The organism is Mesorhizobium sp. P3_A10 (genome assembly GCF_056403175.1).
Window position 1 is genome coordinate 166634 of the sequence record NZ_JBFUFZ010000007.1, and the last position, 24955, is coordinate 191588.

At 62.6% G+C, this 24955-nt stretch carries 24 protein-coding genes and 1 tRNA gene; 15 read left to right on the forward strand and 10 right to left on the reverse strand.

The annotated features are described in order from the left end of the window. The first annotated feature begins 148 nt into the window (after positions 1-148). The 10 genes from AC1DXU_RS24590 (at position 149) to AC1DXU_RS24635 (ending at position 8985) form a co-directional block, all read left to right on the forward strand. A complete protein-coding gene (locus tag AC1DXU_RS24590) occupies positions 149-685 on the forward strand; it encodes a TetR/AcrR family transcriptional regulator (RefSeq protein WP_477373139.1) in 537 nt (178 codons plus the stop codon). 236 nt (positions 686-921) lie between these two features. Next, entirely contained in the window at positions 922-1710 is a 789-nt protein-coding gene (locus tag AC1DXU_RS24595; protein ID WP_477373141.1) for a 3-hydroxybutyrate dehydrogenase, read from the forward strand. Between the two features lie 156 nt (positions 1711-1866). Continuing rightward, positions 1867-2685: a chromate resistance protein ChrB domain-containing protein gene (locus tag AC1DXU_RS24600; RefSeq protein WP_477373143.1), complete on the forward strand. Its 819-nt coding sequence runs from the start codon at positions 1867-1869 to the stop codon at positions 2683-2685. Further along, complete coding sequence (gene chrA / locus AC1DXU_RS24605; RefSeq protein ID WP_477373145.1) at positions 2682-4067, forward strand: chromate efflux transporter; 1386 nt, start codon at positions 2682-2684, stop codon at positions 4065-4067. The genes AC1DXU_RS24600 and chrA overlap by 4 nt, the downstream gene beginning before the upstream one ends. A 109-nt stretch (positions 4068-4176) precedes the next feature. Beyond that, positions 4177-5139, forward strand: coding sequence for a metallophosphoesterase family protein (locus tag AC1DXU_RS24610; protein WP_477373147.1), 963 nt, complete (start codon positions 4177-4179; stop codon positions 5137-5139). A 26-nt stretch (positions 5140-5165) separates the two neighbouring features. After that, the gene (locus AC1DXU_RS24615) at positions 5166-5504 is read left to right on the forward strand and encodes a cupredoxin domain-containing protein (protein WP_477318060.1); all 339 of its coding nucleotides are present in this window, start codon (positions 5166-5168) and stop codon (positions 5502-5504) included. A 40-nt stretch (positions 5505-5544) separates the two neighbouring features. Beyond that, positions 5545-6075: a sigma-70 family RNA polymerase sigma factor gene (locus AC1DXU_RS24620; RefSeq protein WP_477373502.1), complete on the forward strand. Its 531-nt coding sequence runs from the start codon at positions 5545-5547 to the stop codon at positions 6073-6075. Continuing rightward, positions 6072-6899, forward strand: a complete 828-nt coding sequence (locus tag AC1DXU_RS24625; RefSeq protein ID WP_477373149.1) for an anti-sigma factor family protein — start codon at positions 6072-6074, stop codon at positions 6897-6899. Before AC1DXU_RS24620 ends, AC1DXU_RS24625 begins: the two co-directional genes overlap by 4 nt. Before the next feature lie 152 nt (positions 6900-7051). After that, positions 7052-7873: a M15 family metallopeptidase gene (locus AC1DXU_RS24630; RefSeq protein ID WP_477373151.1), complete on the forward strand. Its 822-nt coding sequence runs from the start codon at positions 7052-7054 to the stop codon at positions 7871-7873. A 125-nt stretch (positions 7874-7998) separates the two neighbouring features. Then, the gene (locus tag AC1DXU_RS24635) at positions 7999-8985 is read left to right on the forward strand and encodes a methyltransferase (RefSeq protein ID WP_477318068.1); all 987 of its coding nucleotides are present in this window, start codon (positions 7999-8001) and stop codon (positions 8983-8985) included. A gap of 21 nt (positions 8986-9006) precedes the next feature. Here the strand turns inward: AC1DXU_RS24635 and AC1DXU_RS24640 are convergent, their stop codons facing one another. Then, a complete protein-coding gene (locus tag AC1DXU_RS24640) occupies positions 9007-9894 on the reverse strand; it encodes a metal-dependent phosphohydrolase (RefSeq protein WP_477318070.1) in 888 nt (295 codons plus the stop codon). Positions 9895-10587: 693 nt separating this feature from the next. On the opposite strand from AC1DXU_RS24640, the gene AC1DXU_RS24645 reads away from it, so the two are divergent. Then, complete coding sequence (locus AC1DXU_RS24645) at positions 10588-12807, forward strand: adenylate/guanylate cyclase domain-containing protein (RefSeq protein ID WP_477373153.1); 2220 nt, start codon at positions 10588-10590, stop codon at positions 12805-12807. 42 nt (positions 12808-12849) lie between these two features. On the opposite strand, the gene AC1DXU_RS24650 is transcribed toward AC1DXU_RS24645, so the two are convergent. From AC1DXU_RS24650 to AC1DXU_RS24665, 4 genes are all read right to left on the reverse strand, one after another. Further along, positions 12850-13362: a YHS domain-containing (seleno)protein gene (locus AC1DXU_RS24650; RefSeq protein WP_477373155.1), complete on the reverse strand. Its 513-nt coding sequence runs from the start codon at positions 13360-13362 to the stop codon at positions 12850-12852. A 27-nt stretch (positions 13363-13389) separates the two neighbouring features. Beyond that, positions 13390-14058 (reverse strand): ankyrin repeat domain-containing protein, encoded by a 669-nt coding sequence (locus AC1DXU_RS24655; protein WP_477373157.1) that lies wholly within the window; start codon positions 14056-14058, stop codon positions 13390-13392. Positions 14059-14867: 809 nt separating this feature from the next. Then, positions 14868-14944, reverse strand: a tRNA-Arg gene (locus tag AC1DXU_RS24660). 187 nt (positions 14945-15131) lie between these two features. Beyond that, a complete protein-coding gene (locus tag AC1DXU_RS24665) occupies positions 15132-16295 on the reverse strand; it encodes a M20 aminoacylase family protein (protein WP_477373159.1) in 1164 nt (387 codons plus the stop codon). A 217-nt stretch (positions 16296-16512) separates the two neighbouring features. Between AC1DXU_RS24665 and AC1DXU_RS24670 the strand changes: the two genes are divergently transcribed. Together AC1DXU_RS24670 and AC1DXU_RS24675 are read left to right on the forward strand one after the other, a co-directional pair. Further along, positions 16513-17694 carry a D-alanyl-D-alanine carboxypeptidase family protein gene (locus tag AC1DXU_RS24670; RefSeq protein ID WP_477373161.1) on the forward strand — a complete coding sequence of 394 codons (1182 nt, stop codon included), beginning with the start codon at positions 16513-16515 and terminating at the stop codon, positions 17692-17694. Positions 17695-17698: 4 nt separating this feature from the next. Then, positions 17699-18805: a CobW family GTP-binding protein gene (locus tag AC1DXU_RS24675; protein WP_477373163.1), complete on the forward strand. Its 1107-nt coding sequence runs from the start codon at positions 17699-17701 to the stop codon at positions 18803-18805. Between the two features lie 3 nt (positions 18806-18808). Here the strand turns inward: AC1DXU_RS24675 and AC1DXU_RS24680 are convergent, their stop codons facing one another. The 5 genes from AC1DXU_RS24680 to AC1DXU_RS24700 form a co-directional block, all read right to left on the reverse strand. Further along, complete coding sequence (locus tag AC1DXU_RS24680) at positions 18809-19051, reverse strand: sulfurtransferase TusA family protein (protein ID WP_477373165.1); 243 nt, start codon at positions 19049-19051, stop codon at positions 18809-18811. 9 nt (positions 19052-19060) lie between these two features. Beyond that, on the reverse strand, positions 19061-20341 hold the full coding sequence (locus AC1DXU_RS24685) for a L,D-transpeptidase family protein (RefSeq protein WP_477373167.1): 1281 nt from the start codon (positions 20339-20341) through the stop codon (positions 19061-19063). Between the two features lie 597 nt (positions 20342-20938). Then, positions 20939-21889, reverse strand: a complete 951-nt coding sequence (locus AC1DXU_RS24690) for an acetyl-CoA carboxylase carboxyltransferase subunit alpha (protein WP_477318082.1) — start codon at positions 21887-21889, stop codon at positions 20939-20941. A gap of 99 nt (positions 21890-21988) precedes the next feature. Continuing rightward, positions 21989-22906, reverse strand: coding sequence for a site-specific tyrosine recombinase XerD (locus tag AC1DXU_RS24695; RefSeq protein ID WP_477318084.1), 918 nt, complete (start codon positions 22904-22906; stop codon positions 21989-21991). A gap of 4 nt (positions 22907-22910) precedes the next feature. After that, the gene (locus AC1DXU_RS24700; RefSeq protein ID WP_477246470.1) at positions 22911-23063 is read right to left on the reverse strand and encodes a histidine kinase; all 153 of its coding nucleotides are present in this window, start codon (positions 23061-23063) and stop codon (positions 22911-22913) included. 147 nt (positions 23064-23210) lie between these two features. On the opposite strand from AC1DXU_RS24700, the gene AC1DXU_RS24705 reads away from it, so the two are divergent. Together AC1DXU_RS24705 and aroB are read left to right on the forward strand one after the other, a co-directional pair. Beyond that, positions 23211-23822 (forward strand): shikimate kinase, encoded by a 612-nt coding sequence (locus AC1DXU_RS24705; RefSeq protein ID WP_477373169.1) that lies wholly within the window; start codon positions 23211-23213, stop codon positions 23820-23822. Beyond that, positions 23819-24955: a 3-dehydroquinate synthase gene (aroB, locus tag AC1DXU_RS24710; RefSeq protein ID WP_477373171.1), complete on the forward strand. Its 1137-nt coding sequence runs from the start codon at positions 23819-23821 to the stop codon at positions 24953-24955. The genes AC1DXU_RS24705 and aroB overlap by 4 nt, the downstream gene beginning before the upstream one ends.

A 24955-nucleotide genomic window follows, 5' to 3' on the forward strand; every position in this document is an offset into this window, starting at 1 on the left:
AACAGTCCCCTCGAACGGCGACCCCCATAGCGGTCGGTCGCGGGACACTAGCAATGGCAGGTCCCGGTTTTCAAATGATGGCGATCTTACTGTACCGTCTGGACGGTCTTGTCAATTCCGCATAGGCTAATGTATGGGGGACGGATCGATGAAAACACGCAGAGCAAATTCGCGCGACAGGATACTTGCCGCCGCCGCCGAGGTGGCGCGCGTGACCGGCCCCGGCAGCCTGTCGCTGGACGCGGTCGCCAGCCGAGCCGGCGTGTCGAAAGGCGGCTTGCTGTACAATTTCCCGACCAAGGCGAAGTTGCTGCAGGCGCTGGTGCAAGACTATCTGGATGAGTTCGCCGCTGCGCTGGAAACCACCGCCAAGGCCGGCGTCAGTGGCGAAAGCCTGCTTTCCGTCTATATCAGGCTGTCGGCCAAGGAGTGGGAGGAACCCCAGCCATCGGCCTCCTGGATTTTTTCGGCGATCGCCGAGGATCCCGATTTCCTGACGCCGATCAAAACTTTCAAGCGGCAGCTGTTCGAGCGGCTGAAGGGGGATACGCCGGATCTCAAGGCGCTGCTGGTCTGCTATCTCGCAATCGAGGGGCTGCGCAGCATGAATCTGTTCGATTCGGATGTTCTCACGGTCGACGAACGCCGGTTGCTGGTGTCGTCCCTGCTGCAGATCGCGGGTTAGCCCGTCAACCTGTCGTGACGGCGCCGGCAATTCGAGACGGACCGCAACCGTAAGACGTGGCTTGCCCGGCCGTCACACCAGCTTCATCGTCTCCAAGGCCCAAGTATCCGCTCGACCGGCCGAGCCATGCCGGCGTCGTCGTCTGGCTGTATTCGCATCGACATATGGCTCTGGCATTGTCATGCTGCGATGCACAAATATGTCGTCATGTCCCTCCCACGTCTCGCGAGATTTCTATGGGTTCCCTGTCTTCGAAGAACGCGCTCGTCACCGGTTCGACCAGCGGTATCGGCCTGGCAATCGCCCGCGCCTTTGCCGCCGAAGGCGCCAACGTCACCATCAATGGGCTCGGCGACGCCGCTGATATAGAGCAGGAGCGCGCCGGCATCGAGACGGATTTCGGCGTCAAATGCCGCTATTCCGACGCCAACATGATGGATGGTGCTGCGGTAAGCGCCATGGTGCACGAGGCCGAGGAAGCCTTCGGCAGTCTCGATATCCTCGTCAACAATGCCGGCATCCAGCATGTCGCGCCGATCGAGGAGTTTCCCGACGACAAATGGGAAGCCATCATCCGCATCAATCTGCTGGCGGCCTTCTACGCGATCAAGGCGGCGCTGCCCGGCATGAAGGCGCGCAAATGGGGCCGCATCATCAACACCGCCTCGGCGCATGCGCTGGTCGCCTCGCCGTTCAAGTCCGCCTATGTGTCGGCCAAGCACGGCATTTCAGGCCTGACCAAGACGGTGGCGCTGGAGGCGGCGCAGGATGGCGTTACCGTCAATGCGATCGCGCCCGGCTATGTCTGGACGCCGCTGGTCGAAAAGCAGATCCCCGACACGATGAAGGCGCGCGGCATGACCGAAGAGCAGGTCAAGCACGACGTGCTGCTGGCGGCACAGCCGACGAAGGAGTTCGTTACCGTCGACGAGCTTGCCGCGCTGGCGCTGTTCCTGTGCTCCGACGCAGCCAGGCAGATCACCGGCACGACCTTGCCGGTGGATGGCGGCTGGACGGCGCAGTAGGCGCTGTTTGGGTGGTGCCAGGCGCTTCCCAAGCGCTCCTTCCTTGACAATCGCCGCCGATCGATCCAGCATCATGGCAAGGGGTTCTTCGCGACGACCCCGTGAGGCGTCAGCCCAACGATCGCGTCCAAACTCTCATCTCTGGAGGTGGACGCCATGCCGTCAACAACCGCAATCACCGTATCGCAGCTCTCTCGCCTCGTCGGCCTGCCTGACGCGCCTGTTCTCATCGATGTCCGCGTCGACGACGATTATGATGCCGACGCGCGCCTGCTGCCGGCGTCATGCCGGCGCGATTTCAAGACCGTGTCTGACTGGGCGGCCGAGTTCGCCGGGTCCCAAATCGTCGTCATCTGCCAGAAAGGGCAGAAGCTTTCGCAAGGCGTCGCCGCATGGCTGCGCCATGAAGGCATCGCGGCGGAATCGCTGGAAGGCGGCTTCGAGGCCTGGCTGGCGGCCAAAGGGCTTCTGGTCAGGGCCGACAAGATACCGCGCCGCGACGGCAAGGGCCGCACGGTCTGGGTGACGCGCGCCCGCCCCAAGGTCGACCGCATCGCCTGCCCCTGGCTGATCCGCCGCTTCATCGACCCTTCGGCGGTGTTCCTGTTCGTCGAGCCGGCAGAAGTGCCGGCCGCCGCCGATCGTTTCGCAGCGGTCCCCTTCGACATCGACGATGTGTTCTGGAGCCATCGCGGCGAGCGCTGCACCTTCGACACGATGATCGAGGAGTTCGGGCTTCATTCCGAGGCGCTCGACCGCCTCGCTCTAATCGTGCGCGCGGCCGACACTGCGCGCCTCGATCTCGTGCCGCAGGCCGCGGGGTTCCTTGCCGCTTCGCTCGGCCTGTCACGCATGTTTCGCGACGACCTCGAACAGCTCGAGGCCGGCATGCTGCTCTATGATGCGTTCTTCAGGTGGTGCCGCGACGCCACTGACGAAAGCCACAACTGGCCAAGCGGGGGCAAAGCACCATGAGCGCCCTTGCCGCCGGCAACAACGCGCATGCCGTCGATATTCCAGAAGCGCCGACCTTCAGGCAAGCTGCAAAACTGTGGGCCAAGATCGGCCTGCTCTCCTTTGGCGGGCCGGCCGGACAGATCGCGCTGATGCACAAGGAACTGGTCGAGGAGCACGGCTGGATCGGCGAGCAGCGCTTCTTGCATGCGCTCAACTACTGCATGCTGTTGCCCGGTCCGGAGGCGCAGCAGCTCGCCATCTATATCGGTTGGCTGTTGCACCGGACCGCCGGTGGTCTCGTCGCCGGCACTCTGTTCGTGCTGCCGGGTGCCTTCGTCATGCTGGGCCTGAGCACGTTCTACATGCTCTACAATGACGCGCCGGTCATTGAAGCGCTGTTCTTCGGCGTCAAGGCGGCGGTGCTTGCCGTCGTCGTCGAGGCGGTCATCCGCATCGGCCGGCGAGCACTCAAAAACCGGGTGATGATGGCGATCGCGGTCGTCGCCTTCCTCGCCATCTATGTCGTCAAGCTGCCGTTTCCGCTGATCATCCTGGCGGCAGGGCTGACCGGCTGGATCGGCAACCGTTTTGCGCCGGGGCCGTTTTCCGGAGCCGCGCACGGCAAGGGCAACACACCCGATGTTCCGGGGGTTGTGGACCTGATGTTCGAACGCGGCGAACTCGCCCATACCAGGCCGACGAGATGGCATGCGCCGCGCACCATCGCGATCTGGCTGCCGATCTGGCTCGGGCCAGTCGTGCTGATCTGGGCCGCGACGGGCACCACCAGCGTCTGGACGCAGTTGGGCGGCTTCTTCAGTCTCATGGCGGTGGTCACCTTCGGCGGCGCCTACGCCGTACTCGCCTATGTCGCGCAAGCCGCCGTGACGTCGTTCGGCTGGTTGGCGCCCGGCGAAATGGTCGATGGCCTCGGCCTTGCCGAGACGACGCCGGGACCGCTCATCCTGGTGCTGCAGTTCGTCGGCTTTGTCGCCGCCTATCGGCATGCCGGCACGATGAGTCCGCTCGCTGCCGGATCGCTCGGCGCGCTGCTGACGATCTGGGTGACATTTGTGCCGTGCTTTTTCTGGATTTTTCTCGGCGCCCCCTACATCGAAGCGTTGCGCGAGAACAAGGCGCTCTCGGCAGCGTTGAGCGCGATCACGGCGGCTGTCGTCGGCGTGGTGATGAACCTTGCTCTTTGGTTCGCGCTGCATGTCATCTTCGGCAAGGTACAGAGCATCGGCTTCGGCACCGAGGTCCCGGTGCTGTCCTCCATCGACTGGCGTGCCGCGCTGCTGTCGGTCGCCGCGATGATTGCCATGCTCAAGCTGAAGATCGGCATGCTGCCGACGCTGGCGGGCTCGGCATTGGCGGGACTGGTGTTGCTGGCGCTGTGACAATCATCACGTCACCGTGATCGGCCAAGAGCGATCGACGCGGAATAAACCGCGATGTTCGCGGGTCTCCTAGGCAGACGCCATTTTTCGGGCGCTGCAGGAGATCGAGATGACCCATCACCACGATAGTGAAGACATCAGCGGCGACGGCATCAGCCGCCGTCATGCTCTGGAATGCATGATCTGGGCCGGCACCGGCGTGCTGTGGACGATATCTGGAGGTGTGCCGACATCGCTCAATTTGCTCGGCGCCGCACAGGCTGCCGAAGCGATGACCTCCGGCTTCACCTTCCTGCAGATATCGGACAGCCATATCGGCTTCGACAAGGCCGCCAACCCGCATGCCATCGATACGCTGAAGGAGGCGATGGGCAAGATTCAGGCGATGCCGCAAAAGCCCTCCTTCCTGATCCACACCGGCGACATCACCCATCTTTCCAAGGCCGCGCAGTTCGACAACGCGGGACAGATCATCGGCGGCGCCGGCTTCGACGTGCACTATGTGCCCGGCGAACACGACCTTATCGACGACGGCAACGGGCAGGCCTATCTCGAGCGCTACGGCAAGGGCACGAAGGGCGCCGGCTGGTATTCATTCGACCAGAACGGCGTGCATTTCATCGGCCTGGTCAATGTGGTGAACCTGAAGGCCGGCGGCCTTGGCAATCTTGGCGCCGAGCAACTGGCATGGCTCGCCGACGATCTTAAAGCGCTCAGCTCTTCGACGCCGATCGTCGTCTTCGCCCATATCCCGCTGTGGGCGGTCTATCCTGAGTGGGGCTGGGGCACCGACGATGCCGCGCAGGCACTGGCCCTGCTCAAGGGTTTCGGCTCGGTCACCGTGCTCAACGGCCATATCCACCAGATCATGCAGAAGGTGGAAGGCAACGTCACCTTCCATACCGCCCGCTCGACGGCCTTCCCGCAGCCGGCGCCTGGAACGGCGGCTTCGCCCGGGCCGATGACCGTGCCCGCCGGCCAACTGCGCAGCCTGCTCGGCATCAGCAGCGTTGCGGTCAAGCAAGGCAAAGAGGAGCTGGCGATCATCGACAGCACGCTCGCCGATGCCTGATCCCAACAGCACAGAAGGAACCACCCATGATCCGCATACGCCTCCCCACCCAACTGCTCGCCGCGACCCTTGCCGGACTGGCTGCAATGGCATCTGCGCCGCTCCATGCGGCGGATGCCCCGCAGGTCAAGATCGAGAACTTCGCCTTCACGCCAAAGACCTTGACCGTGAAGGTGGGAACCACCGTTACCTTCGAGAATGACGATGACATCCCGCATCTGGTGGTCGCCAACGACGCTTCGTTCCGCTCCAAGGCGCTCGACACCGGCGACAGCTATGCCTTCACCTTCACAAAGGCCGGCGACTTCGCCTATTTCTGCGGGCTTCATCCCCACATGCAAGGTACCATTAGCGTCGCGCCATGAGCATAATGGGCGACTGGGAGACGCGCACGATGTTGCGGTGCTGAGCGGCAAGGCGAGGGCGGACCGGTTCGGCGAGGTGGTCTTACCCCACCTTGCCGATGCCCTTTCGCTTGCCCGCTGGCTGACCGGCAATGCCGACGATGCCGAGGATGTGGTGCAGGAGGCCTGCCTCAAGGCGCATGCCGGCATCGCCACCTATCAAGGCGGCAATGCGTGTGCCTGGTTGCTGGCCATCGTGCGCAATGCCTCCTACAGCTGGCTGGCACGCAACCGGCCGCGCGCTGTCATTGCCGTCGGCGATCTTGCCGACCTCGACGAGGTGGCTTCTCCACCCGAGACCGGCCTCGACAGTCCGGAGGCAGCCTTGATCGCCAAGGCCGACACGGCGGCGGTGGAGGCGGCCATCGCCACCCTGCCGCAGGCGTTTCGCGAGGTTCTTGTGCTGCGCGACATCAATGGCCTCAGCTACAAGGAGATCTCGGCCATGCTCGACGTGCCGCTCGGCACCGTGATGTCGCGCCTGTCCAGGGCGCGCGGGCTGCTGATGTCTGAACTGGGGGACAAGCGATGAGCGACACCAGCGGACTGCCGACAAACCCCGCCGATCTCAGCCTTCTGCTGCACGCCCTTGTCGACGGCGAACTTGACGCCGCCACTAGCCTGGCGCTGGAGCGGCGGCTGGTCAGCGATCCAGGGCTCGCCGCGGAACATGCTCGCATCGTGGCCTTGCAAGTTGCTATTAGCAGCCTGCCGCGGCCCGAGGCCAGCGAAGCCTTCCAGGCCCGTATCGCGGCCATTGGCGCCTCCGAAATGGCTGGAGCTTCGCCGGCTCAATCGCGGCGGCCAGCCGCGCGGTCAATTCACAGGTTTGGCTCCTTCGACTGGCGCGCCATGGCGGCGTCGATCCTGGTCAGCGCCGTGCTGGCCAGCGGGGCGACGCAATGGCTGATGCTGCGTGGCGCAACCGACGACTTTGCAGTGGCCATCGCCAGTGGCCATCGCCGCAGCCTGCTTGCTATCAGCCCGGTGGACGTCGTCTCGTCGGACCGGCACACGGTCAAGCCCTGGCTGGACGCCCGCATTGGCGTGTCTCCACCGGCGCCCGACCTCGCCAAGGACGGTTTTGCGCTGCTCGGCGGGCGGATCGAAGTGATCGGCGACAGGCCGGTGCCGGCGCTCGTCTACCGGCATCGCGAGCATCTGATCACCCTGGTCGCCGCGCCGCAGGAAGCCGGCACTACATCCGTGCCGGTGGCGACGGATCTTTCCGCCGGCGGGTTCTCGCTGGTCCATTGGACCGACGGCGCTTTTTCCTATTGGGCCATTTCGGACACGGAGCGGCCTGAACTTGATGACTTCGTCGTCCGTTTCAGGACAGCGATCGCTGCGGGATAATTTTCTCCACCTGACGCATTGCCGCTCCGCCGGGGCCTCAATGAAAATAGTCATTTTGACGTCAGTCAAAACGGATTTGATAAGAGTATAACTAGCGGACCAGACCGTCTTCAGAAGCATTATCGCGATCGGCTATCCCGGGAGGCAGGACAATGATCGACCATCCAGGGCGCATGCTGTTGCCGCTGGTGATTGTGTTGGCGATCTGTGGTCATGGGCGGGCCGCATATGCAGCCGACACCGGCGACGGCGTGGACCAGCCTGCCGCCAAGGCGGCCTTGCTCAAGGCCTATCCGGGACTTTTCACCATATCGGGCAATACACTGACCTGGACCGACGGCACTTCGATGGTGTGGGATGACGGCAAGTCGCGCGACGCCGATGCGCTGCTGGACTCTCCCGACATCGAAGACATGTTTCACTTCGTCTATCCCTTGGCCAGTGCGGGAGCGCTGGTCCCGGCGGATGATTTCGACCCCGGTCGTATCCGCAACCAGGCCTTCTTCGAAAAGCTCTACGGCGGCAGCGCCGCCGCGGTCGGCAAGCATATCGCCGATGTCAAATGGCTGCCAAAACTTGGCAAGAAGGTCGTGCAGGTTACTAGGCTTTTTGGCATCAATGACCGGCTAGGCAAGGCCTCCGACGCGCTTGAGGCCATGCCCTCACAGCTAAGCCGCTACGGGCTCATGCCAGGCGGCGGTTTCGTATGGCGGCCCATCGCCGGCACGAATCGATTGAGCGTTCACTCTTTCGGGGCGGCTTTCGACATCAATGTCGGTTTCTCCGACTATTGGTACAACAACAGAAACAAGAAAGATCCGAAGGCACACATCCCATTCAAGAACCGTATCCCACTGCCGGTTGTGGAACTGTTTGAGAAAAACGGCTTCATCTGGGGCGGGCGCTGGTATCACTACGATACGATGCACTTCGAGTACCGCCCGGAATTGCTGTTGTACAAGAAATCCGGCTGACCGGGATTGAGGGTCGGCGTTTCCGGTCGCGTATCTCTGCACGCGTGAGGAAAGCGCCGCCCCGGTTGAATCCGATCTTCCGAACTGCTTCAAAGTCGGTCCTGGATCGCGGGAGGGGATGTGACATGGTGGATTCTGATCGGATCGACAAGCTGATCGCGGCTGTGCCCCCCGCCTTGGCGCTTCGCGCCGGGCTGGACCTTGGCATCTTCACCCGGCTCGGCGGCGATGCTGCGACTGCTGACAGCCTTGGGGCCGCGCTCAAAGTCGAGCCCGATCGTCTGTCGCGGCTCCTCTACGCGCTCGCCAGCATCGGTCTCCTCGAAGTCAAGGATGGTCAATTTCGCAACGGCGCCGAAGCGTCGGAGTTTCTCGACGCGTCCAAGCCGACCTATCGCGGTGGCGATCATGCGCTCCTGCGCGAGCTCTGGGGAGCTGACCTTTTGACCGCAGAGTCGCTGCGGCAGAACCGGCCGGCTGCGCTGCACGACTTTTCCGAAGCGGGGCCTGAGTCCGCGGCAGCCTTCAGCCGCATGCTGGCACCGGGCGGGGTGATCTTCGGCCGAAATCTGGCCCGCGAGATGGACCTCTCGGCGATCGGTTCGGTGATCGACATCGGCGGGGGCGCCGGCACCATTCTGGTCGGACTGCGCGAGCGGTGGCCGCATATTGCGGCGACGCTGATGGAGCTCCCAACGGTCGCAGCCGTCGCGCCAGCCATCCTGTCAGAATACGGTGCCGACGACGTGGTTGTCGAAGAGGGCGACATAACTGTCGCGCCATCGATCGGTCGGCACGATCTGGCGATCCTGAAGGCCGTCGTCCAGGTCCTTCCGCCGGAGCAGGCGCGCAGTTCGATCCTGAACGCGGCGCGTTGCCTTACACCAGGAGGCGAGATCGCAATTGCCGGGTGGGGTGTCGTCGATGACGACCGCCTCGGCCCGTCTGAGGGTGTCTTTCTGAATCTCACCTTCTTGAACCTTTATCGCCACGGCGAATCGTACACAGAAGGTCAGTATCGCGCGTGGATGACCGAGGCTGGGTTCCGGGATATCTCCAGGTCGCGCCTGACGGACCGTTGCACGTTGTTTCGTGCGCGCCTCGCGGGCTGATCGTGGCTGAAATCCCGGCTCTTAAGTTACCACCGAAAGGCTCGCCGGGGCCGGCTGCAACAGACCGGGGAACGGCCCGATCCTGGCCGGGCGATGCCCGGACTGGAAGAGGTTGCTGTGGAGGTTGGCGACCCACTGCTTGCCTTCCGTCGTCAGCTCCAGATAGCGGATCGCGTCGCCGATATAGGGCTCGACCTTCAGCGTGAAGAAATCGGTGAAGATGGCGCCGAGATCGGCGGCGGTTTTGCAGCCGAGCTTTTCCACCATCCCGGTCTCAGAGAACTCGGCAAACAGCGCCGGCAGCTTGCGGTGGTAGAAGGGATCAGCGAGCTGGCCGATCAGGTCCGCGGCCCTGACCAGCGCTGGCTCGGAGTTGGTGACCTGGTAGGCCGGATCGTTCGGCACCGGAAAGCGCGTCATCTCGATCGCCTCGACAATGCGCTCCTCGTTGATGAACTTCGAGGAAGCAAAACGTTGGCGCGCATAGATCTTGGAGCGCTCGATATGATAGGGCGCAAGCACCGCGTCGGAGGCGCCGCGCTGTGGCGTATGGCGGTCGCCGGCCTCGTTAATGACGAAGCTGTCCTCGGTGTCGCCCTGGCACACGCCGTGCACCATGCCAATGTCGTGGACAAGCAGCGCGCAGGTATAATGCAGCCAGTCATCGGGGGTCAGGGATTCCGAGAGCAGCCGGCCGCGGATGATCTGCTGGCCAGCGAGCGTAACCATCAGCGTGTGCTCGATGTTGTGATAGAGGGCGTTCGAATTGCCGATGCGCTCCAAGACAAGGCGGGCCGCCCCGCCTATGTAGCTCGCATATTCCGGATTGCGATGCGAGAAATACTGGAGATAGAGTTCTGACAGATGGTCGCCGAGCCGGTCGGCCATGATGGAGATTGGATTGAGCATGACAATCGCTCCTGACCGCGTTGAAGCACGACAAAGTCGCGCGGCGGCGGCCATCCTAGCACGGTTCCGGCGTTTTTTTGTCTTAGGACCAAGGCCCCAACGCCGAGACGGTTGCCCGGGTCAGCCCGACTGTTCGGAGACTACTGCGGCTAACCTGTGGATATGTCGAGCGAATTTCGAGCCAGCCGATATGGGTCATATCTACCGGGACTGAGTGGTGAACCGAGCAGCCACTGGCGAACCAGTCTCCGTTTGATATTCCCTGATAACAGGCAAAAAAGGGAATTCCCGCTAGACGCCCGATTTTCCTTGCGTGGAATTGCGATATTATCAATCCGTTTCAAATACTTAGGGGAAACTTCCCACCATTGCCTATCAGGAAAATTCGGACCAGGCATAGGGCCAATTCTGCCGTCGGTCATGATTTAACAGGGAAATCCGTTGTCGCCATCCGGTATGCGATTGTCTTTAGGTGGGATCGAATTGCTGTTGTTCGAGAATGCGCTGTCGTTTGATGGGAAACGGATGTCCTATAGCGGTTGCGCTGCGGGGGACCGCGACGGCCACCCGGCCATCCCTTGAGCGATAGATCTCCCAACTTCGTGATGGACGATGAAGGCGCAGCATTCGAGGTTCCGGCTCTTTGACCGCGCATATGGTCTTGCCATGGAGCTTTCCCTATAGTCATGCGCTGTGGAGCAGGCCCAACATCTTGAACGGAAGCTAGTCGCTATCCTCGCCGCCGACGTGGTGGGGTACAGCCGGCTGATGGCGCTGGACGAGACGGGCACCCTCTCGCGGCTCAAGGCGCTCCGGCGCGAACTCATCGAACCGTCGATCGAAGGGTACCACGGCCGCATCGTAAAGCTCATGGGCGACGGTGCTCTGGTCGCGTTCGAGAGCGTCGTCGATGCGGTAGCCTGCGCCGTTGAAATCCAACGGGTCGCTGCGCAGCAGAACCTCGGTCTTCCCGAAGATACCCAGCTAGTGTTCCGTATCGGGATCAACCTTGGTGACGTCATCATCGACAGGGACGATTTCTACGGCGACGGCGTCAACATCGCGGCCCGGCTGGAAGGACTGAGCGATCCTGGCGGCATCGTCATCTCGGGAACGGCCTACGATCAGGCTCACAACAAGCTCGGCCTGACCTTCAAGTCGCTCGGCGAACAGCGTCTCAAGAACATTCCAGAGCGGGTCCGCGCCTATCGGGTTCTGCTGGAACAGACCGCAGGAGCCAATAAGTCGCGCTCTCGGCGATGGCCTGTGATCGGCGCCACGGTGCTCGTTTTGGCTCTGATAGCGGGGATTGCGGTGATGCTCTGGCCGCAAGCGATTGCCCTGCTGCCCGGTCACGGTTCCACCCCGGTCGGTTCGTCGGTCGGCAAGCCCTCCATCGCCGTGCTACCGTTCACCGATCTTAGCGAGAAGGCAGGCCAGGATTATTTTGCGGAAGGGCTCGCAGACGATCTCATCACCGATCTCTCGAAGATCTCGGGGCTCCTCGTCATCGCACGCAACTCCGCGTTCTCCTTCAAGGATCGATCCCTCGACGTCGACGAGATCGCGGCGCAGTTGAACGTCCGCTACGTGGTCGAGGGCAGCGTCCGGCGTGAGGGGGACGCAGTTCGCATCAACGTGCAGCTCATCGATGTGACGACGGGAAGCAACGTTTGGGCAGAGCGGTATGACCGCGACTACTCCAAGATATTCGCGCTGCAGGACGAACTGATCGGACGCATCGTCGAGGCCCTCTCGGTACGGCTGACGGAGGGCGAGAGAACCCAGATTGCGCGCCTCCCGACCCGAAATCTGGAAGCCTACGACTTCTATATCCGAGCCGAGCAGAAAGTGTATGCACTCGACTACAAGTCTCTCGGAGAGGCTCTCGCCCTTTATCAAAGCGCGATCAAGCTCGATCCTGGGTTCGCAGACGCCTATTCGGGCTACGCCCGGGCTACCGTGGACGTGCTCGGATTCGACTACCAGCTCATCATGCTGAGCGCCGTCGCTCGCCAGCGCGCCTATGAAGCGGCGGGGCGAGCGCTGGAACTCAACCCCCAGTCTTCGCGCGCCTATGCCGTGCTCGGCATCCTGCAGATGCTCGACGGCGAAATGGACGAGGCGATCGTGTCGGTCCAGAAGGCGGTGGTACTCGATCCGAATGGTGCCGAGGCAGAGCTCAACCTGGCGATCGTACTGACCTACGCCGGTCAGAACCCGGAGGCGCTAGCGGCCATGGAACGCGTGCTGCGACTCGATCCCAAGCCGCGGGCGCAGGTCTTCGATTATTATGCCTTCGTGCTCTACATGAACCGGCAATACGAGAAGGCCATCCAGGCGCTGCACGAACTCCAGCCGGAAGAGCGGAGCGACCTCGGCCTTGAAACGCTGGCCATGACAAACGCGCGGCTGGGCCGAATGGCGGAAGCGCACAACGCGGTCGCAGCAATGCTGGAACGGTCCCACGAGCAGAACCTCGCCGGCCTTCGCGTCGTGTACGCCCATCATCGGCGGCAACAGGATCTCGATCACCGGCTGGACGCTCTTCGCGCCGCGGGGATGCCGGAGTGGAGCTACGACTTCCGCGGGCGGGCTGAGGACCGCCTCGACGCCTCTGCTATACAGGCCCTAACAATCAACCACACATGGATCGGGCATCAACACAATGGTGCGCCGTTTGTGATGGAGCTGAATGCAAACGGCGATTTCGCGCTGAGCTCTCAAAACAGCATGATCGCCGGCGCCTTCACTCTGGAGGACAACCTGTTCTGCACGCGATCCTCAGCGACTTTGCTCGGCCGCAAATTCTGCAGCCCGGTCTACCGCAATCCCAACGGGAGCAGCGAAAAGCGCGACGAGTATGTTTTGCCGGACTCTGTCACGGTCTGGTATTTCTCGGTGTCTCCGTGACGGGCGTCATTCAACTTGCGGGCTCACGACATCGCGCCGGAGCTAGTTGGCGGCGGCTCTAGCCTCGAATTCCTTCGCCTCCACTGCGGGCCATTCAGCTTCCGCTTTCGCAATGACAGGCGCTGGGTTGGCATCGAAGTCTTCCTCCAGGCCCCCCTTTCCGGAGAACAGGAAGAGCTTGCCATCGACGATACGGAAGGCTTCCGGGTCAAGGTTCGCGGATGCCTCCTTAGCTGACATTCCCCCGGTGCAGAAGCCGCCGAACTGAGGGGCATAGCGCACCGGCTCGGAAATGAAGGCATCCCGGTGTTGGACGCTGGCGAAATACCACGTCGCCCCGAGCCACTTCTTCGAGATCGTCGGCGAACCCATGGTCGCACGACCGTCGGTGAAATATGCTACCGGATCATAACCCAGGATGGCGACATTGCCGAAGTATCCGGTGTTCACTCCGTCGCCAGCGTAGGATACGCCAGTGCCGAAGAGCAGGAGGGACGCGGCGGCCAGTCCCGCGCAAAGCATGCTGTCAAACGTCTTGGAACGGTTCTCTGTCATGTTCTTCTCCCGTAACCCTTCTCGATGTCAGTTGCCGAGCGCGATGCACACCTTATACGATGACCCCATCGTCTCCCTAGGTTGGCATTTTGCGCCGTGCTTCTTGAGCAAGACCATCACGTCGGCGCTCTGAAAAAATGTCGCGCGGCTGAGAGGCGTGTACCCGTACTCCTGGATGGCCTCGATTTGTGCGCCGCGCGCGATCAACAGCTCCGCGATGGCCGTCTGGTTCTCTTCCGCTGCCACATGCAGCGGCGTGATCTTGTGCGTGCTCAACGCATCGACCTCGGCCCCGTGGTCGAGCAGCAATTTTGCGATGTCCAGGCTTCCTGAGTAGGCTGCCGCATGAAGCGCAGTGAAGCCGCGGTCGTTGCGGGCTTCGATGTCGGCCTTCGCCTCGATCAACACAACCGCGACCTCGGCCTTGCCGGCGAGCGCCGCATCGATCAGCGGGGTCTGACGGCTCTCGTCGCGATCGTTCACATTGGCGCCTTGTGCCAGGAGTTCGGCAATCTTTCCGGCGTCGCCCTCCCGAGCAGCGTCGTTGAGCGGCCCGGCCGTCACCGCACCGACGGCAAACCAAGAAATGAAAGCAACGACCAGAGCCCGACTGACAAGCCGAAGCCAACCGGTTTCGAAAAGCCTGACCCGGATCGGGAAGGCCCTCGGCAGCAACAATCGCCTGTAGACCGTCATCGTCTAACCCTCCGGGTGCGCTCGCCCGCGGATGGACGTGTATGAGATCAGTCTAATACATTTGGCGCAGCCCAACCATAGGGTTCGAGGTTGTGCGCGAGTGGCCGGCTGAGCTTCTTCCCGGAGGTGCCGAAACGCGAGATCCACTCCCAGTTGCCCCCCACCGTTCCGCTGCATGCCTGGTAGATCTCTCTGCGTATTGGAACGGTGACCTGATTTTGGAAAAATCTCGGGGGCCAGAACTGCGAATCACCACCGTCCGATTTGGCTTCTTCTCGTGTTTCCAAACCGTCGTGCGGCTGGAACAGCCAGCTCTATGGCTCGTTAATGAGTGCAATTATTGCACTCATTCAAAACGCCAAATCCTAAAACGGCTCTAAAACGGTCTTTGAACGGGGTTTGAACAGTCGAAGGCGCCGAGCGTCTCGCAGTTGCCACTGGCATTCCTCGCCCCGTCGATTGTGGATGGCATCTTGTCGGGCAATCAACCTGTCAACCTAACCGCCCGGCGGCTTGCTCGGCTTGCCGATCTGCCGATTGACTGGAACCAGCAGCAGCCCTTCCTGGGCTTTAGTCACAGCTAAATCTACTCTGCTTTCCATTCGGCGAGAGACAAGGCGCTCTCTGCATCAACTATGAAAACAATAGGGCACGGAAAGCCGGTCACAGAGACGGGCCTTGAAAATTCGGCGGCAACAGAGACGGATTGCGCGGCTCAGCCCTACTGTGCGGAGGCTGCTGCGGCTAACCTCGGATAAGTCGACAGAATTTCGAGCCGGCCTATGTGGGCTATTTCTACCGTGACTGAGTGGTGATCCCGACAGGAATCGAACCTGTGACCTACAGATTAGGAATCTGCCGCTCTATCCTACTGAGCTACGGGACCACGCGGCCCGACACATAGCCGCTTCGAACCGTTTCGCCAAGAGGCAGGTCGAATGCCCCGGGGCAACTGGTTCACGCCATGGTGCGGCCTTGAATTCGAAGGCCTCTGCCGCTCTGGCCAGCCCTCGATCCGATCGCACCAAGGGCCAAAACGCCGGTGCCGCCTGTGCGACCCGGCGTTAAAATTGTCAGGCGGCCAGCGCGGTTTCCGCCAGCTTCACCCAATAGCTCATGCCGTGCGGGATGACCTCGTCGTTGAAGTCGTAGGCCGGGTGGTGGAGACCCGCGCTGTCGCCATTGCCGATGAAGATGAAGGCGCCGGGCCGTGCTTCCAGCATGTAGGAGAAATCCTCGCCGCCCATTACCGGCTGGATGGCGCGGTGCACCTGGGCGTCGCCGGCGACATTGGCGGCGATATCGCCGGCAAAGACCGTCTCTTCCGCATGGTTGAAGGTGACGGGGTAGTTGGCGTCGTAATCGACCTTGATCGTCACCCCGAAGGCCGTCGCCAGCCCGTCGCAGATGGTGCGGATGCGCTCCTCCGCCTTCCTGGCGATGTCCTTCTTCAGCGTGCGCACCGTGCCGGCGATCTCGGCGGTCTCGGGAATGACGTTGTAGGCGTCGCCGGCGTGGAACTTGGTCACCGACACCACCACGGCCTCGACCGGATCGATGCTGCGCGAGGCAATGGTCTGCAAGGCGCCGACAAGCTGGCTGGTGATGACGATCGGATCGATCGTGCCATGCGGCATCGCGGCATGGCCACCGCGGCCTTTCACGGTGATGGTGAATTCGGCGGTCGCCGCCATGATCGGGCCCGGCCGGATGGCGAACTCGCCGACCGCCAGGCCCGGCATGTTGTGCATGCCGAACACCCTGGAGATACCGAAGCGCTCCATCATGCCGTCCTTGACCATTTCGTTGCCGCCGCCGCCCCCTTCCTCGGCCGGCTGGAAGATCACCGCCACGGAGCCGGCGAAATTGCGCGTCTCCGCCAGATATTTGGCGGCACCCAGCAGCATCGCCGTGTGACCGTCATGGCCGCAGGCGTGCATCTTGCCGGGAACGGTCGAGGCGTAAGGCTTGCCGGTGATCTCGTTGATCGGCAGCGCGTCCATGTCGGCGCGCAGGCCGACGGTCGTGCCTTGCCCCTTGCGGCCGTGGATGATGCCGACGATGCCGGTCTTGCCGAGCCCGGTCACCACGTCGTCGCAGCCGAATTCCTTCAGTTTCTCGGTCACGAAGGCGGCGGTCTTGAAGACGTCGAAATTCAGTTCTGGCGTCTGATGCAAATGGCGTCGCCAGCCGGCGACCTCATCCTGCATCTCGGCGGCGCGGTTCAGGATCGGCATACGGGTTCCATCTCGCTGTTGGAGCAGACGGCTGTGGCCTGCTGCATTGCAATTGTGATTGTCAGGCACTTTGCCATGTTGACGTCACATAGGGTAAATAGCACCGCAAACAATATGGTTCGAGGATGAGGGTCGGACCGCATTGTGCTGGCCATCGCGTAATGAAACCTTACGGAGCCAGAGGCGACTACGGCAAGAGGCGATTTCGGATTCGATCATGCGGCACAGGCATTTCCTCACATTATTGCTGGCGGGCGCCGTGGCGCTGCCCGCGCTGGCCGGACCGGCTCTGGCCAATCCGTCGATCCTGTTCGACCTGAAAAGCGGCAAGATTCTTCAGCATCAGGATGCTTTCAGGCGCTGGTATCCGGCTTCCTTGACCAAGCTGATGACCGCCTATGTAGCCTTCCGTGCCATCGCGGCCGGTGAGGTCCAGCTCGATTCGCCGATCAAGGTGACAAAACATTCAGCCGGCGAACCACCGAGCAAGATGGGCTTCAAGCCGGGCTCGGTGATGCGGCTCGACAATGCGCTGAAGATGATGCTGGTCAAATCGGCCAATGACATCGCGATGGCTGTCGGCGAGAATATCGGCGGTTCGCAGGACGCGTTTGCCGTACGCATGAATGCCGAGGCGCAACGGCTCGGCATGACCGGGACGCATTTCGTCAATCCGAACGGGCTCTATTCGCCGGACCAGTACACGACGGCGCGCGATCTTGCCCTGCTGGTGATGGCGATCCGCAGCGAATTCCCGCAATACGCCCCCTGGTTCTCGATCGAGGGTCTTGCCGTCGGCAAGAAGACACTGCCGAACTACAATCTTTTGATCGGCCGCTATCCGGGTGCCGACGGCATGAAAACGGGTTTCGTCTGTTCTTCCGGCTTCAACATGATCGGCTCGGCAACGCGCGACGGGCGCACGCTTGTCGCTGTGGTGCTTGGCGAAAAATCAGCGGTCAGCCGTGCGGAGACCGCCGCCAAACTGCTCGATCAGGGTTTTGCAACGCCGGCGCCGAACTTGGTCACGGTCGCGGCTCTGCCTTCCTATGGCGATGCCGTGTCGACCAACGACCTGCATGACGAGATCTGCAAGAAGAAGGCGCCCGCGGAACAGTCCGAGGCTGCACCGCCGCCAGTAGCCGAAAAAGACAAGGACGTGCCCAAATCGCCTTACCAGGAAAAGCTCGACCATGTGCCGACGCTGGTTGCAGTCGGCCTTGGCGGCGCCACCGGACCGGCGCCGAAGGCCATGCTCGACCAGGGCGGACAGGAATTCGCCGATGTGCCGCTGCCGAGCTGGCGGCCTGACATGCCGGCGCCAAAGGGCGCCGAGCCGACCGCGTCGGGTGCCGCCGCTGCGGCCCAGGGCGACCAGCCGGTCAAGGCGCTGAATTAGCCCGATGAGCAGCGGCTTTCCCATTCCCGTGTCAGTGCTGACAGGTTTCCTCGGCGCCGGCAAGACGACGCTGCTCAACCGGCTGCTCAAAGACCCCGCACTCACCGATACCGCGGTCATCATCAACGAGTTCGGCGAGGTGGCGATCGACCATCTGCTGGTCGAGCAGGCCTCCGACGGCATCATCCAGCTGTCCGACGGCTGCCTGTGCTGCACGGTGCGCGGCGAACTGGTCGACACGCTGGCCGATCTCGTCGACCGGCTGCAGACCGGCCGCATCGCCAGGCTTGCCCGCGTCGTCGTCGAAACCACCGGGCTTGCCGATCCGGCGCCGGTGCTGCAGTCGATCATGGCGCATCCAGCCCTTGTCCAGGCTTTCCGGCTCGACGGCGTCATCACGCTGGTCGACGCCGTCAACGGCAATGCGACGCTCGATGCCCATGTCGAGGCCGTCAAGCAGGTGGCCGTCGCCGACCGCATCGTCTTGACCAAAGCCGATCTGGCCACCGACCCCGGCGATGTCGAGGCGTTGCGGGCCCGGCTGCGGCAGATCAATCCGGGGGCGACGGTGCTTGATGCCGGCGACAGAATGACCGGCGTGGCGGCGCTGTTCGACTGCGGCCTCTACAATCCGGCCACCAAATCCGCCGATGTGCAGCGCTGGCTGGGCGAAGAAGCCGGCCATGATCATGGCGAACACCATCACCACCACGGCGATCATGACCATGATCACCATCGCCATGATTCGCGCGTGCGCTCCTATTCGCTAATCCATGATGGGCCGGTGTCGTTTTCGGCGATCGAGATGTTCCTCGACCTGTTGCGCTCGGCGCATGGTGACAAGCTGCTGCGCATGAAGGGCGTCATCGAGCTCGCAGAAGATCCGTCGCGGCCGCTGGTCATCCATGGCGTGCAGAAAATCCTGCATCCGCCGGTGCAACTGCCGTCCTGGCCGGACGGCCAGCGCGGCACAAGGCTGGTGCTGATCACGCTCGATATGCCGGAAGACTATGTCCGCCGGCTGTTTGCCGCTTTCACCAACCGACCGGCGATCGACACGCCGGACCGTGCGGCGCTGGAAAACAACCCGCTGGCCATCGCCGGGCGGTAGTTCTTAAATCCGCGGTTCGCCGCGCTCGACCAGAAAACGATGGCCGCCGGACATCGCTGCCGTTTCGATCAGCTGGTGGCCGTCATCCGAGCAGAAGGCCGGGATGTCGATGACGGCGAGCGGGTCGGTGGTCTCCAACCAGAGCCGGCTGCCCGGTTTCATGGCAGCCAGCCGCTTCTTGGCCTTGAGCACGGGGAGAGGGCAGTTCAGCCCCTTGAGATCGTAGATTGCGGTGCGTCCGGCCAAGACGAAGACTCAGCCGCCGAACATGCCGAGCAGTTTCTTCTTCAATTTGCTCACTGTGCCTTCGTCGGCGCTCGCGGCCTGCGTTTCGGCTGCCGGATCGACGCCCGCGGTGGTGACCGGCTGCTGGGCAGCCTGCTTGGCGGCTTCCGCTTCGGCCAGCGCCTGGGCCTTGGCTGCCGCTTTTGCAGCCTTGGCCTCTTCTATGGCCGCGAGCCTTTGCTCCTCGGCCTTCTGCTTGGCAGCCTTTTCGGCGTCGAGTGCCGCCATCTTGCGGCCGGCCGGCGAATCGATGCGGCCCATGCGCGCGGTTTCCGTCACCGAACCGTCGGAGTTGAGCGACGGCGGGTCGATCGGTACGCGTTCGCCACGCGCCCGGCGCTTCGACCAGTCGGACACGATGCTGGCTTCCTTGACGCCGGCGATGGTCGGCTTGGGCGCCGGCACCGAGGCCTTGACCGCGCCGGTAAAGGCTGCGTCGTAGGTGCTCTGGTAGGCGTTGTAGGCGCTCTTCAGCGAATCCGGCTGCGTGGTCGCAGGACAGGCGCCGGTCGGATCGAACGTCGCGCCGTCAGCGGCCACCTGGTTGAAGACATAGCGCTTCTCGCAGACGTCGACCTTAGGCGGCACCTTGGTGATCTCGAAATTGTCGTAGCCGACCTTCAGCATCTTCCAGAAGTCGTAGTTCGGATCGTTGCGGTAGCGCGCCATGTTGGCGGCGGTCATGCGGAACGGAAAGGCCTGGATCTGGAACTCGGTCTGCCCACCCTGGAAGGCGTCGCGGCCGAAGGCATAGATCTGTTCGATCTGCGCGTCGGTCATCGAATAGCAGCCCGACGACGAGCAGGCGCCATGCACCATCAGATTGGCGCCGGTGCGGCCGTTGGCGCGGTCATAGGCATTGGGATAGCCGATGTTGAAGGACAGATGATAGTGCGAGCGCGGATTCATCTGCGAGGGACGAACCGTATAGAAACCTTCCGGCGCCTGGCGGTCGCCCTCTGTGTATTTCGGCCCGAGCTTGCCCGACCATTTGCAGATGTCGTAGCTGGCGACCATCTCGTAACGGCCGTTGGTCTTGGCCTTCCAGATTTCGAGCTTGCCCTCTTCCTTGAAGATGCGGGCCATCACCGACGAGGTGCGGACCATGCCCTTGGCCTGCATGTCGGCCAGGATCTTGTCCGGCAGCGGCTTGTTGGCCTCCGGGGCAAAATCCTTCATCGAGGAATCATTGCAGCCGGCAACGCCAAGGGCGGCGATCAGAAGTCCGGTGCGGGCAAGCTTGGCATACATGGGTACGGCTATGTCTTTTTCTCTCGGGCCACGGCTTCGGCACTGCCGGGTCCGCGCGCTGATCAGTAACGGAGCCTAAGCCCGTTAACCTTGAAAATTCCTTACCGCAAGCTTTGGCCAGCTTCCCTCACGGCAATTTCATTGAGCCGAATGCAGCGGCATTTTTGTGGCGGAATCGTGCCCGGCCGCCACTTTGCCGCGTGGTGACCGGGGCAATTCCAGGGCGATCAAACGTTTTGACAGATCCGGATTGGTCGGGGACTAGTTAATGCTGCCGCCCTCGTTATTGCCATTGCTATTGTTCCCTGGCGGCTTGGAGCTTACCTGAGCCGTTAGGGCTTGCAGGCGGGCCGCTTTGACCAGGGTAGGTTTCTCGTATTTTTTCATCTCAAGTCCCCTAAAAACGCAAAGCATAGTTAGCAGCCGTTAAAGCAAAGTGTCCATGGCGACCCAGTCCCGAACCACAGGATAGTCTACTTTGAACCCGCTGAAGGCGGTAGCGTCTATTGCCACCTGCGGAAATGCGCACAGGGTTCAGGCCGTCACTGTGAAATCAACGAACTGGTCTGCAGTCGGCGTTTCCTTGAAACGATGAAACTAGAGGCTGCGGCCCATCGCCAGGTATTTTTCGCGCCGATGTTCGCGGAAATCCGTATTGGCGCCCGCAAAGTCCTTCATTGTCCTGGCGATGAGGTCGCCGGTGGCGGCAATCACCGTTTCAGCACCTCGATGGGCGCCGCCGAGCGGTTCGGGAATGATGGCGTCGATGATCTTCAGCTCCAGAAGATCCTGGGCGGTGATCTTCATATTGGTCGCCGCATCCTTCGAGCGGGTGGTGTCGCGCCACAGGATCGAGGCGGCGCCCTCGGGCGAGATCACCGAATAGATGGCGTGTTCGAGCATGTAGACGCGGTTGGCGGTGGCAATGGCAATGGCGCCGCCGGAGCCGCCTTCGCCGATGACCACCGAGATCGACGGCACCTTCAGGCCAAGACAGGCCGAGGTCGAGCGGGCGATGGCTTCGGCCTGGCCGCGTTCTTCGGCGCCGACGCCGGGATAGGCGCCGGCGGTGTCGACCAGCGTCAGCAGCGGGATCTTGAAGCGGTCGGCGAGTTCCATCAGGCGCACCGCCTTGCGATAGCCCTCCGGCCGCACCGAGCCGAAATTATGCTTGAGCCGGCTGGTCGTGTCGGAACCCTTTTCCTGGCCGATGATCGCCACCGGCTCGCCGCGGAAACGGGCGAAACCGCCGACGATCGCCTGGTCCTCGCCAAAATTGCGGTCGCCGGAGAGCGGCGTGAAATCGTTGAACAGGCCCTTGATGTAGTCGACGCAATGCGGCCTGTCGGGATGGCGGGCGACCTGAACCTTCTGCCAAGGCGTCAGCGCCTTGTAGGCATCGCGCAGCGCGTCGCGCGAGCGTTTCTCGAGACGGCTGATCTCATCGCCGACATCGACGGCCTCGCCATTCTCGGCGAGCTTCTTCAGTTCGAGGATCTTGCCTTCGAGATCCTGCACCGGCTTTTCGAAATCGAGGTAATTGTACATTCTTGAGCGGACCGATACGTCGGAAGGCAATGACTGATGGAACCCTGAAATCCTAGGCTCCGCGCGGGGGAACGTTGTCCTCACATAGCGATATGAGGCCTAGTCGGCAAGCGGATGATGATCGTTGACCAGTCGCACCAGCCGCTCTTCCAGCACATGGGTGTAAATCTGCGTGGTCGAGATGTCGGCATGGCCGAGCAGTTGCTGCACGGCCCGTAGATCGGCGCCGTTCTGCAACAGATGGCTGGCAAAAGCATGGCGCAGCACGTGCGGCGATATTTTCGCGGCTGATATGCCGGCCCGGGCGGCAAGGCCTTTGAGGTCGCGGGCAAAGACCTGCCTGGAGAGATAGCCGCTGTCGGAGGCCGCCGGAAACAGGAACGAGCTGTCGGCAAAGGCCGGCACCGTCGCCCGCGCGGCCAGCCATGCCCGCATCGCGGTGCGCGCCTTGGCCGAGAGCGGCACCATGCGCTCCTTGTCGCCCTTGCCGCGCACCATGAAGAAGCGATCGTCGCGCTGGGCCACGGTCACCGGCAGGCCGACCAGTTCGGAAACCCGCAAGCCGGTGGCGTAGAGCACCTCGACCAGCGCGTGCAAGCGCAGCGCCGCCATTCCGTCGCCATCGGCCAGGGAGGCATCCAGCGCTTCCTGCGCCGCACGGTCGATCAGCCGGCCGGTATCGGCCTCGCTCATCGTCTTGGGCAGCGGTCGGCCCTTTTTCGGGCTGTCCAGCGTTCCTGTCGGGTCGTCGCCGCGCAGGCCTTCGGCATAGAGGAATTTGAAGAACTGGCGGATCGCCGAGAGTTTGCGCGCCTGCGACGTGGCGGCAAATCCGCGCGCGGCGACGTCGTCGAGATAGGCGCGGATATCGGCGGCGGCGGCACCGGCAAGCCCACCGCTGATTTCAGCCGAGGCGTCTTCGAGGTCGCGGCGATAGGAGGACAGCGTGTTCTCGGCCGCACCCCGCTCGGCGCTCATCATTTCGAGAAAGGCTTCGATGCGGGCGGCGCTGTTCATCGGTTTAGTTTTTCTTGGGGTTCAGCTTTTCCAAGGGGATGCGCACGCTCATCTCCGCCTTCTTTGGTTCGACGAACATCACCAACGCGAACATCGTGCCATAGGCAATGCCAGCCAGAATCGTGAGCGTCACGACAAAGCGGAACAGTGTCGGCATCAATTTTCGCCCGTCTTCTTGTTCTGCGTTTCCAAACCCAGTGCCCTTATGGGACGCCAATCCGGCCAATTCAAGGACGAAGCTCGCCTGCTGCCTGCTTGACGCAAACTGGCTTTTGATGTCGATACGCCGGCAAAGAGGGTCGTTATGAACGCGCCACCAGCAAATCCTCCCGGCGAGAGCCATGCCGCGCTGCTTGGCCAGCTGGGCAACCGTTCGATTGTCTTTGTCGGTCTGATGGGCGCCGGCAAGACGGCGATCGGTCGCAAGGTGGCAGCGATGCTGGCGCTGCCCTTCGTCGACAGCGACCAGGAGATCGAAAGCGTCTCGCGCATGACGGTTCCAGAACTGTTCGAGCGCTATGGCGAAACCGAATTCCGGGCGCTGGAGCAGCGCGTGATCCTGCGCGTGCTGGAGAATGGGCCGCAAGTGCTGTCGACAGGTGGCGGCGCCTTCATGAACGCACAGACGCGGGAAGCGATCGCCAGCCATGGCGTTTCGGTGTGGCTGAAGGCCGAGATCGAGCTGTTGATGGACCGGGTGTCCAAGAAGCAGAACCGGCCGCTTTTGAAAAGTGCCGATCCGCGCGCAGTGCTCGAGCGGCTGATGGCCGAGCGCTATCCGGTCTATGCCGAAGCAAACGTCACCGTACCGACCCGCGACGACCGCAAGGAGGTCATTGCGGCCGAGGTGGCGAACGCGCTTTGCCGGCATTTCGGTGTTGCCGAGGTTGCAGCAACGGGCGAGGTGCAGTCGTGAGCGTTGGTGAAACAGTCACCGTCGAGGTCGGGCTTGGCGATCGCGCCTACGACATATTGATCGGTCCCGGCCTGCTGTCGCGCGCCGGCGCCGAGATCGCGCACCGCCTGCCCGGCACTCGGGCGGCCGTGGTCACCGACGACAATGTCGCGGCGGCACATCTCGAGACACTGAAGGCCGGTATCGAAAAAGGCGGCATCCAGCCTGCCGTGATCACGCTGCCGGCGGGTGAGAAGACCAAGAGTTTTGCCCATCTCGAAGAGGTGGTTGACGGCGTGCTGGCGGCGAAGCTGGAGCGCGGCGATGTCGTCATCGCGCTCGGTGGCGGCGTCATCGGCGATCTCACCGGCTTTGCCGCCGGTATCGTGCGCCGCGGCATGAATTTCGTGCAGATCCCGACCTCGCTCCTAGCGCAGGTCGATTCCTCGGTCGGCGGCAAGACCGGCATCAACAGTGCGCGCGGCAAGAATTTGGTCGGCGTCTTTCATCAGCCGAAGCTGGTGCTGGCCGATACCGAGGTGCTCGACACGCTGCCGATCCGGGAGTTTCGCGCAGGCTATGCCGAGTTGGCCAAATACGGGCTGATCGACCGATCGGACTTTTTCGCCTGGTTGGAACAGAACTGGAAACAGGTGTTTGCCGGCGGTCCGGAGCGGGCTGAAGCAATCGCCGAGGCTTGCCGCGCTAAGGCCGATGTCGTCGCCCGCGACGAGTTCGAGACCGGCGATCGTGCCTTGCTCAATCTCGGCCACACGTTCGGCCATGCGCTGGAGGCCGCGACCCGCTATGACGGCGCCCGGCTCGTGCATGGCGAAGGCGTCGCCGTCGGCATGGCGCTGGCGTACCGCTTTTCCTCGCGACTCAATCTGGCTAGCCCTGACGATGCGGCGCGCGTCGAGACGCATCTGCGCGCCGTCGGCCTGCCGTGGCGGATGGCCGACATTCCCGGCGAATTGCCGGATGCCGAGGCGCTGCTGGCCTTCATCACCCAGGACAAGAAGGTGTCGCGCGGCGCGCTCACCTTCATCCTGACGCGCGGCGTCGGCCAGGCCTTCATTGCCAAGGATGTGCCGGCGTCCGAAGTGCTGTCGTTCCTTAGGGATAATCACCCGGCGAACAGGAAAGCCGGCTGA